Below are 12,090 nucleotides of genomic sequence, written 5' to 3' on the forward strand. Positions count from 1 at the left end.
AGAAGATAATTACCTTATTTATATAACGGTAATTATCTTCTTTTTTTGTATTTTGATAGATTTCCATGCATTCTATTTCTTATTAACGAGTTTTAATCGTCACATCTCCAGCAGCCGTTTTACCACTAATCTTTTTACTACCATTTCCAATTGTTACGTTTTTATTTTCTTCATTAAAAATTGTTACATCTCCGGCAGCACTTTGCCCAGTAATTACCGCATCTTGTGGTTTTTCCGATAAAGTAATATCTATATCTCCCGCAGTTGAACTTGCTTCTAGATTATACTTAGAATCATGATCTTGAATATTTATTTCCCCACTTGTTGTTTTTGCGGTCACTTTCCCTAATACCTTCTTAAAATTCACCTCACCAGCTTTTGTCGATCCCTCCACATTCTTAGCCGTTATTTGTTTCAACTCTACTTCTCCAGCAAGTGTTCTAACACTTACGCTATCACTTTTCACATCACTCATTTCGATTTGTCCAGCAGATGAATTTACTTTTACATCTTGGTAAGAGCGTTCGGGCACAAGGAGAGTCAATTTAGACGTTTGAAACCTAAAATCGTAAAAAGAAAAATCAAATGAAGCACCTTTTTCTCTTTCCCCAATAACTTTTAATGTGTCACCATCTTCTGCAATGCGAATCTCTTGTTTACGTACATCTCCTGATTGCTTGATATAAAAAGAAGAGTCAGGAGATTTTTGGACAATAATATCCCCGGCATCTAACTTAACTTCTATATTTTTTAATGTTTCGTTTTTAATTACATTTTCTTTATCGCCTTTTTTAGCAGTTTGTACTGCTTTTTCATATGTTTGGGAAATTCCTATTACTCCAATAATGATACAAGCAATAGCGATTAAAAATAGTTTTTTCATCATTTACTCTCCTTTTATCATTTTGAAGTTCCATATTACATATCGTACACACAATCTCTTAAACCACTTTGTACTATAAAAAGCGATAATACATAACAATAAACCTACTCCAACAAACGTTATACTAACGAAAAGATCCAACCATATAAAAGTACCCATAAATACTTTTCCAATAACGAAAAATGGTGTTACTACACTAGCAATACCACCGATCCAAAAAGAAAATATAAAAGCAATAATTGCGACTAATGGGCCTAACACAATAATAAAATTAAACAAACTAAGTCCAATCGCTGCCATAACAGCTCTTGTCACATTTGAAGTCGATGGATTTTTTTTCATTTCATCGAAGCGATACATCGCAAGTAATTCTTTCGCGATTACTTTCGGAGAACCAAGGCCTTGTATTATTTCTGATTCAGTTTTCCCCTCTTCTAGTCCAAACTGAAAGTGCTCTTCATAATCCAATAAAATATCTTGCCTCTCTTCCTCTGGTAACTTTCTAAGATAACTTGATAATTCTTTAAGAAACCCTTCTTTACTCATCCCATTCCACCCCTTCAATAATTTCTTGTACCCCTTTCGCAAAATCACACCATTCTGTTACTAACAAATGAAATTGCGTCTCCCCTTGCTCTGTTAATTGATAATATTTACGAGGTGGCCCTTCCGTAGATTCCTTTAAATACGTTTGAAAATACCCTTCTTTCGTCAAACGACGTAATAAAGGGTATACCGACCCTTCCGATATTAAAAATTTATTAGAAATTTGCTGAACAAGTTCATAACCGTAACTATCTTTACGTTTTACAAGTGCTAATACACAAAGTTCAAGCACACCTTTTTTAAACTGAACGTTCAAGTGCCATCCTCCTTTCCTATCTTAGTACTGTTCAATGCACAGTACCTATCTTATCCATAATATACCATTTGGTATTGTTTATTGCAAGGTACTAAGCTATATTTATTTCCTAAATTTAGAAAATAAACTGACGAATCCCTGAATAAGACTGTTTTATAACTAAGTATCATTACGTTAATACCATTGAGTAATGATTCGATTCACAAGCCACAAACTTACAACCTTGCAGATGAGGACGTAAAAATCATTGGTCGCGTCGTACAGGCAGTAAAAAATTATTAAGTTATAGCACAAGTAATTAAAAAAAAGAGAAGATCGATTCTATCGAAAAAATTTTCTTAGTAAAATGATTCAAGGAAATCAAAAACAATCCAATAACTTCACTTAAAAAAGCTAAAAAAAGCCCTGATACCGTAGTATCAAGGCTTCTCTCTCTTAGTATAGAGACATATATTGATCGCGTTCCCATTGGTGAACTTGTGTTCTAAATATATCCCACTCAATCTCTTTCGCTTCGATGAAGTGCTCAAGTAAGTGTTCTCCTAGTGCACCGCATACTACTTCATTAGATTGTAATGTAACTAATGCTTGCGCTAATGTTGCTGGTAAGTCAACGATACCTGCTTCTTCGCGCTCTTCTTTTGTCATTACATAGATGTTACGATCTACTGCTGCTGGTGGAGTTAATTTGTTTTTAATTCCATCAAGACCTGCAGCTAATAATGTAGCCATTACTAAATATGGGTTTGCAGCTGGGTCAACACTACGTACTTCTACGCGTGTACTAATACCACGAGATGCAGGGATACGTACTAACGGACTACGGTTTTGTGCAGACCATGCTACGTAACAAGGCGCTTCATATCCAGGCACTAGACGTTTGTATGAGTTTACAGTTGGGTTTGCTATCGCTGTAAATGCTGGTGCATGTTTTAAAATACCTGCGATGAAGTGACGAGCATCATCACTTAATTGTAAGTCACCGTTTGCATCAAAGAATACGTTCTCACCATTTTTAAATAATGATAAGTTACAGTGCATACCTGAACCGTTCACACCGTATAGTGGTTTTGGCATAAACGTTGCGTGTAAACCATGTTTACGAGCAATTGTTTTTACAACAAGTTTGAATGTTTGAATGTCATCACATGAGCGAATTGCATTTGCATATTTAAAGTCAATTTCGTGCTGCCCTGGAGCAACCTCATGGTGAGATGCTTCAATTTCAAATCCCATTTCTTCAAGTTCAAGAACGATATCACGACGACAGTTTTCCCCTAGATCCATCGGCGCAAGGTCGAAGTATCCACCGTTATCGTTTAGTTCTAATGTTGGATTTCCTTTTTCATCAACCTTAAATAGGAAGAATTCTGGCTCTGGTCCAAGATTGAAGTCTGAAAATCCTAAAGCTTCCATTTCTTTTAACACACGTTTTAAGTTGTTACGTGGGTCTCCATCAAATGGAGTGCCATCTGCATTGTAAATATCACAGATTAGTCGAGCTACTTTACCTTTTTCAGCTGTCCAAGGGAAAATTACCCAAGTGTCTAAATCAGGATATAAATACATATCAGATTCTTCAATACGTACGAAACCTTCAATCGAAGATCCATCAAACATCATTTTGTTATCAAGAGCTTTCGTTAATTGTCTCACTGGAATCTCTACGTTTTTAATTACCCCTAAAAGGTCCGTAAATTGTAAACGGATATACTTTACATTCTCTTCTTTCGCCAAACGGAAAATATCTTCTTTTGTGTATCTAGACATTATAAATTCCTCCTTAGTCCCTCTAATCGCCTTCAGAATCAGTTATCTTTAGTGAAAAAATCTTGAAATGTCACCTTGTCGCAATGAAGTTCGATTGAATCTACCTGTATGTTGTAGTTCATCTCGAAGTATTTTGCGAAGCTCAGTTTTTGAAATTTCTTTCGTTTCTTCTTTTACTTTCACTGCTTCTGTTTGATTTTCTTTCATTAGTAACACTTGTTTAATACCAGCCATATTCAAGCCTTGATCTAACAAATCTTTAATTTCTAACAACTTATCTACATCGTTAAATGAAAATAATCTACGATTCCCCTTTGTACGGGTTGGAGAAACAAGATTATGCTCTTCATAGTAGCGAATTTGACGTGCAGACAATTGTGTTAAATCCATAACAATACCAATAGGAAACAGCGGGGCAGAACGTCTATCTTCTTTCATTTTTCAGTTCCTCCTTCGCCTTAACTGCTTCTCATTTTATACTATGTTATGTTTAGTGTCAATAGATGTTAGCTTTTCTTACATGATTTTTTATAATTTTTTTTATGAATTTTTTCATTCTTTTTTCTAATCGCATAAATCATTACTTTTATACGAAAAAAGCTGCCGAAATCGACAGCTTCCCCTTAAGAAATTGTTAATAATTCTTTTTCAATTAATGCATCAATTGCAGAACAAATCGCAATCTTCACATGTGAATAAGTTAACCCACCTTGGACGTAAGCAACATAAGGCGGACGAATTGGACCATCAGCAGACAATTCAATACTTGCACCTTGAATAAATGTTCCCGCAGCCATAATTACATCATCTTCATAGCCTGGCATATAGTTTGCATACGGAGTAAAATGCGAATTAATTGGAGATGCATATTGAATCGCTTGGCAGAAGGCAATCATACGGTCTTTATCATCAAATTGAACAGATTGAATTAAATCTGTTCTTGGTGCATTCCACGCTGGTGACGTGTTCATTCCTAACTTTTCTAAAAACGCAGCTGTAAAAATTGCACCTTTCAGCGCTTGTCCTGCAACATGTGGCGCTAAGAAGAACCCTTGATACATTTCTTGCAGACTGTATAAAGACGCTCCAGCTTCCGCGCCAATTCCCGGAGATGTTAAACGATATGCACACGCTTCAACATACTGTTCTTTCCCGACAATATAACCACCAGTTTTAACAATTCCGCCGCCCGGGTTTTTAATAAGCGAACCCGCCATTAAATCTGCACCAACATGACATGGCTCTTGCTCTTCAATAAACTCGCCATAACAGTTATCTACAAACACAACAACATCAGGTTTAATTTCTTTAACAAACGCGATCATCTCTTTAATTTGAGAAATAGTAAACGATGGACGAGTAGCATAACCTTTCGAGCGCTGAATACCGATCATTTTCGTATTATTATGAATCGCTGCTGCAACAGCCTCAAAATCAACAAGCCCAGCTTCAGTTAGCGGAACTGCATTGTAACCGATATTATATTCTTTAAATGAACCTACACCTTTCCCACGTACACCAACAATTTCCTCTAACGTATCATACGGTTTCCCAGTGATATACAATAACTCATCTCCCGGGCGTAAAATACCAAATAACGCTGTAGAGATAGCGTGAGTACCTGAAATAATTTGCGGACGAACAAGTCCAGCTTCCGCCCCAAATACATCAGCATACACTTTTTCTAACGTATCACGGCCAATATCATCATAACCATAACCTGTTGTCGGGATAAAATGCGAGTCACTAATTTTATGTTTACGAAAACTTTCTAATACACGAAACTGATTGCTTTCAATTACTTCATCCGCACGTTTATGTACTTCTGTAATCTGACTCTCTACTTCTTTTACGATTGGAGCAATTTTTTCTCCATTTTTCAAACGATCAAACATTTTTATTTTCTCCTTCTTCCACTAAAAATCTCTTTAATTGCACATTAAGCGATGAATGAGTAAAAATATACCCTGCACAATCATATACAAATTTATCTTCTAGAAACTCCATCTTTGCTAATAGAGTTTCCGTCTTTAAAAGCGTTAACAACTTACCTTCACTCGGAGGGATTTCCACTCGATAACGATCCATTTCTTTCTTCATCTTCGTTTCTATCGCTTCTTTTATACGCAATAAATCACTTTCTTCAAAAGCACTAGTCATTAAGAAATCACTTTTCGGAAACGGAATAAAGTTTTGATGTAATTCATCTTTTTTATTATATAACGTAATAACAGGAATATGGTTAATTTCAAGTTCTGATAATAATCTTTTTACTGTTTTTTCATGCCCTATGTAGTTAGGATCCGCGGAATCAACTACATGTAAAATGACATCTGCTTCCCCCGCTTCTTCCAGTGTTGAACGAAAAGAAGCGATTAATGAAGTAGGTAAATCTTGTATAAAACCAACAGTATCAGTTAGTAATACTGTATAACCAGAAGGTAACGGCATCTTCCTTGTCGTTGGGTCTAATGTTGCAAACAGAAGGTTTTCTTCAAACGTATCAGCTTCCGTTAATCTATTAAACAGTGTCGATTTCCCTGCATTTGTATACCCTATTAATGACACTTGAAATACTTTATTATCTTTTCTTCTCTCACGATATCTTTTTCGATGTTCCACAACAACTGCAAGTTGTTTCTTTATTTCATCAATACGCGATCGAATATGACGACGATCCGTCTCTAATTTCGTCTCACCCGGTCCTCTTGTTCCAATACCACCACCAAGACGCGATAAGGACAATCCTTGCCCCATAAGACGCGGCATTGTATATTGCAACTGAGCTAATTCTACTTGAAGCTTACCTTCCCTCGACTTCGCACGTTGCGCAAAAATATCCAGTATTAGTTGCGTTCGATCAATTACTCTCGCATCTAATACTGAGGATAAATTCCGAATTTGACTCGGCGTTAATTCATTATTAAATACAATAACATCCGGCTCTAACTCTTCAGTTAACATTGTAAGCTCTTCTAATTTCCCTTTACCTATGTAAGTTGCCGGATGAAACTTTGGTCGTTTTTGCGTTGTTGACACTAACAATTCTGCTCGTGCAGTCTTCGCTAGTGATGCAAGCTCTTTCATGGAATGCATAAATTTTTCATCATCATCTTGTGGCAATTGACAGCCTACTAATATGACTTTTTCTTTTTCTTCCATCAAATATGTTCACTCATCCTTTTCGAAATTTAAACCTTCTAATATAATAGCAGAGGAAGCACATTTCATCTAGTTAGCGGGGGAGAAAATTCATGGCATGGGAGATTTTTAGCATCATAGGCACAATCGCTTTCGCACTAAGCGGAGCCATTGTTGCAATGGAAGAGGATTATGATATTTTCGGGGTGTATATTTTAGGAATGGCAACCGCATTTGGGGGAGGTGCCCTTCGTAATTTATTAATCGGTTATCCGATTGTCGCGTTTTGGCAACAAGACATGTTATTCCAAATCGCACTTTTATCAATGACTATTATTTTTCTTTTTCCAAATAAGTTAATTAGACATTGGAAAAAGTGGGAAAATATCACTGACGCTATCGGCTTATCGGCATTTGCTGTACAAGGAGCATTATATGCCCAAAAATTAAATTTACCAATTAGCGCCACAATTGTAGCAGCTGTTTTAACTGGTATCGGCGGCGGTATCATTCGCGATCTTTTAGCCCGCAGAAAACCTCTCGTTCTTCGAGCTGAAGTATATGCCTTTTGGACAATTTTAGCAGGTTTCTTAATTGGAGCTCAAATTATTGTTAGCGATTGGGCTCTTTACATTCTATTCATTTTAATTGTTTGCTTCCGCATGGTTTCTATTCATTACAAATGGCATTTACCGCACAGACGTATCGAAACGAAAGAACGTTCAATGCATAAATAGCAATCTAACCTCTTTACATATCGTAAAGAGGTTTTTCTTTTCTAACGATTTTTTCTTTATATAATGTTTATACTAATTTTTAAAGTGAGGTGAATACAAATGACAAACCACGTTAATAAAGGAGCTCAAAAAAGCTCAGTAAATCAATTTGGACACGATCCTAATTCAGCACACGAAAAGAGCGCTAAAATGGAACACTTCCATAAAACACACCAAGAAAAAGCAAAAAAAGAGTAAACGAACTTATACACAAAAATTGACGCACAGTTTATGTACTGTGCGTCTCCTCTTCGAGCATCAAATCCATACTCGATATTCCAATTAAATCATTTTTATCATACGCATCTTCTTGCAACAACCGCATCGCCTGTGTACGAATTGATTTTTCAACAATATTCCGTACATATCGCCCATTACTAAACGATGTAATTTGCGACGAATACTTCACCGCATGTAAATGATCCCTAAATTTCCATTCAGCTTCTTTTGATAACTGATATTCACGATCTTCATACATTCTCTTCCCAATTTCCAATAGCTGATTTACCGAGTAATCCGCAAACTCAATAATAAATGGAAAACGAGATTGAAGCCCTGGATTTAATGAAAGAAAGTGATTCATCTCTCTTGAATATCCAGCTAAAATCAATACAAAACCATGTTGTTTATCTTCCATATGTTTTACAAGCGTATCAATTGCTTCTTTTCCAAAGTCCTTCTCTCCTCCTCGAGCTAAAGAATACGCCTCATCAATAAACAAAATACCTCCCATTGCTTTTTTTATTAAATCTCTTGTTTTTTGGGCTGTATGGCCGATGTACTCTCCTACAAGATCAGCACGTTCAGCTTCAACCAAGTGGCCTTTCGATAGAATATTCATCTCAAACAGCAATTTTCCTATCATTCTAGCAACAGTTGTCTTCCCTGTACCTGGATTCCCTTTAAACAGCATATGAAGTACTTGCTTCTCTGACTTCAATCCCTTTTCTTGTCTTTTTTTATTCACATAAATCCAAGCATATATTTCTTTTATTATCTTTTTTATATCCTCCATCCCAACAAGCTTCCCCATCTCTTCTTCAATTCTCTGCAGCATTTCATGTTTAATTGCAGTTTCATTTGAAATTACCGTTTTATTTTCTGCGGCTGGCAAAGAAATTTTCTTTCGATGGTTTAACACAATATTAATTTGATTGTTGTTTTTCTTTCGCATCGATTGTTCCATACAATCACCTCATTTTATCCACTCACCAAATATTATTATTCCTGTCCCCCTTGTAAATGCCTATTTTCAGAAAAGTTTGCTATAATATAAGAAATAATTAAGGTGGTGGGACTATGGAGACAACGGAATTCCATGATACAATACAAGCCTTTTCTATTTTTTTATTGAATAAAGGCCGAAAACCCTCAACTATTAAACGTTATGTTTATGACATTGAAGACTTCGGACATTGGTTAGAAAAAAACAAAAAGCTCCCTTCCAGTAATATATGGGCTACACTTTGTACAAAAGACTACGAAGATTACTTTTCCGATTTAAAAACGAATCGACATTACTCAGAAAAAACGATGCATCGTGTATTTATTGTACTAAATAGAATGCATCATTTTCTAAACATTCCTAATCCATTGAAGAATATGGAAATATCTATTCAACCAGACCGTACACTTCGTAACGAAGATTTCATTTCACCTGATGAAGAAAAAAGGTTAAAGTATATAGTCACTTCATTAGAAGGACTTTCAGAAAAACAACTTCCTGTGCGCCCCTTATTAATGGATCGCAATATTGCTATTTTAAATCTATTGATTGACTACGGTTTATCCTTACAGGAACTTACAGCATTAACAATGCATCACGTTCACTTTGAAACTAATACATTATCAATCCCAGCAACCGCAGGTGTAGAAAGAACAATTACATTAGCAAAAGAAGACAAAAAACAACTATATAATTATTACAAAAGCATCCCAGAACCAGTTCGTCCTAAATACCATAGTGATGATCCATTATTTGTCGCATTCGATTTTAACCGTGGAACATACAGGTGGGTATATGAAAATGATGCACCAAAGGCATTAACGGAAATTGCTATACAAAAAATGATTCGCCTCGAAGTGGCTAGAGCCAATTTACGTAAAGGAATTTCAGGACAACATTTTCGTAACACCTATATTTTAAACTTAATAAAAAAAGAAACTCCTGAATCAGAAATTATAAAACTCGCTGGATTCAAATCAAAAATTTCCTTAAAGCGATATTATCAATACGCAGAAAATAGAAAAAACGCCTTATTGTAAGGCGTTTTTTCTATTTTTTCTTTAAACAAACGATTTTACTATGACCATTTAACTAATTTCTGCATCTACTATGATGAGTTTCGTTCACATTTTCGTGAGAAAGGAGAGATTTAATGTCTCGTTATAACGACAATCAAAACAAATTCTCCAAACCATGCTTTCCAAGTAGCGCCGGACGAATCCCGAATACTCCATCAATCCCAATTACTAAAGCTCAACTTAGAACATTTCGTGCGATTATTATTGATTTAACAAAAATAATCCCAAAACTTTTCGCAAATCCATCTCCCCAAAATATTGAAGACCTAATCGATACATTGAACCTACTGAGTAAATTTATTTGTTCACTAGACGCTACTTCCTCCCTGAAAGCACAAGGGTTAGCTATTATTAAAAACTTAATAACTATATTAAGAAATCCAACCTTTGTAGCAAGCGCTGTATTTATTGAGCTTCAAAATCTCATTAACTATTTACTATACATTACAAAATTATTCCGAATTGACCCTTGCACACTTCAAGAGCTCCTTAAATTAATAGCAGCATTACAAACTGCTCTAGTTAATTCTGCTTCGTTCATTCAAGGACCTACCGGACCTACTGGACCAGCAGGCGCTACTGGTGCCACTGGGCCTCGAGGTAACACGGGCGCTACCGGCGCTACTGGGCCTCGAGGTAACACGGGCGCTACTGGCGCTACCGGTGCCACTGGACCTCGAGGTAACACGGGCGCTACCGGCGCTACTGGACCTCAAGGTAACACGGGCGCTACTGGCGCTACCGGTGCCACTGGACCTCAAGGTAACACGGGCGCTACTGGCGCTACCGGTGCCACTGGGCCTCGAGGTAACACGGGCGCTACCGGTGCCACTGGACCTCAAGGTAACACGGGCGCTACTGGCGCTACCGGTGCCACTGGGCCTCGAGGTAACACAGGCGCTACCGGTGCCACTGGGCCTCGAGGTAATACGGGCGCTACGGGCGCTACTGGGCCTCAAGGTAACACGGGCGCTACTGGTGCCACTGGACCTCAAGGTAACACGGGCGCTACCGGTGCCACTGGGCCTCGAGGTAACACGGGCGCTACCGGTGCCACTGGGCCTCGAGGTAACACGGGCGCTACTGGCGCTACCGGTGCCACTGGGCCTCAAGGTAACACGGGCGCTACTGGCGCTACCGGTGCCACTGGGCCTCAAGGTAACACGGGTGCTACTGGTGCCACTGGACCTCAAGGTGTTCAAGGTAACACAGGTGCTACCGGCGCTACTGGTGCTACTGGACCTCAAGGTGTTCAAGGTAACACAGGTGCTACTGGCGCTACTGGCGCTACTGGACCTCAAGGCGCTCAAGGTAACACAGGTGCTACTGGTGCCACTGGACCTCAAGGTGCTCAAGGTAACACAGGTGCTACTGGTGCTACTGGCGCTACTGGACCTCAGGGACCTCAAGGTAACACGGGTGCTACTGGTGCTACTGGACCTCAAGGCGTTCAAGGTAACACAGGCGCTACTGGTGCCACTGGACCTCAAGGTGCTCAAGGTAACACGGGCGCTACTGGTGCCACTGGACCTCAAGGTGTTCAAGGTAACACGGGTGCTACTGGTGCCACTGGACCTCAAGGTGCTCAAGGTAACACGGGTGCTACTGGTGCCACTGGACCTCAAGGTGTTCAAGGTAACACAGGTGCTACTGGCGCTACTGGACCTCAAGGTGCTCAAGGTAACACAGGCGCTACTGGACCTCAGGGTGTTCAAGGTAACACGGGTGCTACTGGCGCTACCGGTGCCACTGGACCTCAAGGTGTTCAAGGTAACACAGGCGCTACCGGGCCTCAAGGCATTCAAGGACCAACGGGTGCTACCGGCGCTACTGGCATAGGAGTTACTGGACCTACTGGACCTTCTGGTGGACCTACCGGACCTACTGGGCCTACTGGACCTAGCTTCCCTATAGCAACAATTGTTGTAACAAACAATATTCAGCAAACAGTACTGCAATTTAATAATTTTATTTTTAGTACTGCAATTAACGTAAACAATATTATCTTCAACGGCACAGATACAGTTACTGTTATTAACGGTGGTATTTATGTAATTAGCGTATCCATTTCTACAACTGCGCCAGGATGCGCTCCACTCGGAGTAGGAATTTCAATTAATGGAGCAGTCGCAACTGATAATTTCTCTTCAAATTTAATAGGCGACTCACTTTCATTTACTACAATAGAAACATTAGCAGCTGGTGCAAGAATCTCTGTCCAATCTACACTTAATGAGATTACGATCCCTGCAACAGGAAATACTAACATCCGCCTTACTGTATTTAGAATCGCTTAAATTTCACTATATATTGTTTATGACAAATAAAAAAAGAGCGAGGAAACTCGCTCTTTT

At 38.5% G+C, this 12,090-nt stretch carries 12 protein-coding genes and 1 pseudogene; 5 read left to right on the forward strand and 8 right to left on the reverse strand.

What is annotated here, in order from left to right; translation table 11 throughout:
- Positions 1-82 precede the first annotated feature (82 nt).
- Genes D1166_RS17440 through D1166_RS17450 form a run of 3 tightly spaced genes read right to left on the reverse strand, consistent with a single transcriptional unit; the run spans position 83 to position 1,745 of the window.
- A complete protein-coding gene (locus D1166_RS17440) occupies positions 83-886 on the reverse strand; it encodes a DUF4097 family beta strand repeat-containing protein (RefSeq protein ID WP_000976240.1) in 804 nt (267 codons plus the stop codon).
- On the reverse strand, positions 887-1,429 hold the full coding sequence (locus tag D1166_RS17445; RefSeq protein WP_000031383.1) for a DUF1700 domain-containing protein: 543 nt from the start codon (positions 1,427-1,429) through the stop codon (positions 887-889). It lies immediately after the preceding gene.
- Positions 1,422-1,745 carry a PadR family transcriptional regulator gene (locus D1166_RS17450; protein WP_001102627.1) on the reverse strand — a complete coding sequence of 108 codons (324 nt, stop codon included), beginning with the start codon at positions 1,743-1,745 and terminating at the stop codon, positions 1,422-1,424. The genes D1166_RS17445 and D1166_RS17450 overlap by 8 nt, the downstream gene beginning before the upstream one ends.
- A gap of 162 nt (positions 1,746-1,907) precedes the next feature.
- Here D1166_RS17450 and D1166_RS32380 point away from each other — a divergent pair.
- A pseudogene (locus D1166_RS32380) lies at positions 1,908-2,027 on the forward strand (LexA family protein); the annotation flags it as partial.
- A 153-nt stretch (positions 2,028-2,180) separates the two neighbouring features.
- Here the strand turns inward: D1166_RS32380 and glnA are convergent.
- From glnA to hflX, 4 genes are all read right to left on the reverse strand, one after another.
- Positions 2,181-3,515, reverse strand: coding sequence for a type I glutamate--ammonia ligase (gene glnA, locus D1166_RS17460; protein ID WP_000092763.1), 1,335 nt, complete (start codon positions 3,513-3,515; stop codon positions 2,181-2,183).
- A 48-nt stretch (positions 3,516-3,563) separates the two neighbouring features.
- Positions 3,564-3,953 (reverse strand): transcriptional repressor GlnR, encoded by a 390-nt coding sequence (gene glnR / locus D1166_RS17465; RefSeq protein WP_000656783.1) that lies wholly within the window; start codon positions 3,951-3,953, stop codon positions 3,564-3,566.
- 185 nt (positions 3,954-4,138) lie between these two features.
- A complete protein-coding gene (locus D1166_RS17470) occupies positions 4,139-5,410 on the reverse strand; it encodes a methionine gamma-lyase family protein (RefSeq protein WP_000460289.1) in 1,272 nt (423 codons plus the stop codon).
- Positions 5,403-6,677: a GTPase HflX gene (hflX, locus tag D1166_RS17475; RefSeq protein WP_118043364.1), complete on the reverse strand. Its 1,275-nt coding sequence runs from the start codon at positions 6,675-6,677 to the stop codon at positions 5,403-5,405. The genes D1166_RS17470 and hflX overlap by 8 nt, the downstream gene beginning before the upstream one ends.
- Positions 6,678-6,769: 92 nt before the next feature.
- Here hflX and D1166_RS17480 point away from each other — a divergent pair, with 92 nt between their 5' ends.
- Both D1166_RS17480 and D1166_RS31315 read left to right on the forward strand, forming a co-directional pair.
- A complete protein-coding gene (locus tag D1166_RS17480; RefSeq protein ID WP_000312267.1) occupies positions 6,770-7,393 on the forward strand; it encodes a trimeric intracellular cation channel family protein in 624 nt (207 codons plus the stop codon).
- A 99-nt stretch (positions 7,394-7,492) separates the two neighbouring features.
- Entirely contained in the window at positions 7,493-7,630 is a 138-nt protein-coding gene (locus tag D1166_RS31315) for a hypothetical protein (RefSeq protein WP_000181501.1), read from the forward strand.
- 31 nt (positions 7,631-7,661) lie between these two features.
- Here D1166_RS31315 and spoVK read toward each other — a convergent pair whose 3' ends face one another.
- Positions 7,662-8,618, reverse strand: coding sequence for a stage V sporulation protein K (gene spoVK, locus D1166_RS17485; protein ID WP_000438175.1), 957 nt, complete (start codon positions 8,616-8,618; stop codon positions 7,662-7,664).
- 113 nt (positions 8,619-8,731) lie between these two features.
- Between spoVK and D1166_RS17490 the strand changes: the two genes are divergently transcribed.
- Positions 8,732-9,697, forward strand: a complete 966-nt coding sequence (locus D1166_RS17490) for a tyrosine-type recombinase/integrase (protein ID WP_000450319.1) — start codon at positions 8,732-8,734, stop codon at positions 9,695-9,697.
- A 113-nt stretch (positions 9,698-9,810) separates the two neighbouring features.
- Positions 9,811-12,033: a Gly-Xaa-Xaa repeat protein gene (locus D1166_RS17495; protein WP_118043365.1), complete on the forward strand. Its 2,223-nt coding sequence runs from the start codon at positions 9,811-9,813 to the stop codon at positions 12,031-12,033.
- Positions 12,034-12,090: the final 57 nt, after the last annotated feature.

Source organism: Bacillus sp. ISO11 (assembly GCF_003458115.1).
Lineage (GTDB): Bacteria > Bacillota > Bacilli > Bacillales > Bacillaceae_G > Bacillus_A > Bacillus_A cereus.

Excerpts from the sequence above, each read along its gene's own strand:
- D1166_RS17440 (WP_000976240.1), bottom strand. The coding sequence starts at position 886 with ATGATGAAAAAACTATTTTTAATCGCTATTGCTTGTATCATTATTGGA.
- D1166_RS17445 (WP_000031383.1), bottom strand. The coding sequence starts at position 1,429 with ATGAGTAAAGAAGGGTTTCTTAAAGAATTATCAAGTTATCTTAGAAAG.
- glnA (WP_000092763.1), bottom strand. The coding sequence starts at position 3,515 with ATGTCTAGATACACAAAAGAAGATATTTTCCGTTTGGCGAAAGAAGAG.
- glnR (WP_000656783.1), bottom strand. The coding sequence starts at position 3,953 with ATGAAAGAAGATAGACGTTCTGCCCCGCTGTTTCCTATTGGTATTGTT.
- D1166_RS17470 (WP_000460289.1), bottom strand. The coding sequence starts at position 5,410 with ATGTTTGATCGTTTGAAAAATGGAGAAAAAATTGCTCCAATCGTAAAA.
- hflX (WP_118043364.1), bottom strand. The coding sequence starts at position 6,677 with ATGGAAGAAAAAGAAAAAGTCATATTAGTAGGCTGTCAATTGCCACAA.
- D1166_RS17480 (WP_000312267.1), top strand. The coding sequence starts at position 6,770 with ATGGCATGGGAGATTTTTAGCATCATAGGCACAATCGCTTTCGCACTA.
- D1166_RS31315 (WP_000181501.1), top strand. The coding sequence starts at position 7,493 with ATGACAAACCACGTTAATAAAGGAGCTCAAAAAAGCTCAGTAAATCAA.
- spoVK (WP_000438175.1), bottom strand. The coding sequence starts at position 8,618 with ATGGAACAATCGATGCGAAAGAAAAACAACAATCAAATTAATATTGTG.
- D1166_RS17490 (WP_000450319.1), top strand. The coding sequence starts at position 8,732 with ATGGAGACAACGGAATTCCATGATACAATACAAGCCTTTTCTATTTTT.
- D1166_RS17495 (WP_118043365.1), top strand. The coding sequence starts at position 9,811 with ATGTCTCGTTATAACGACAATCAAAACAAATTCTCCAAACCATGCTTT.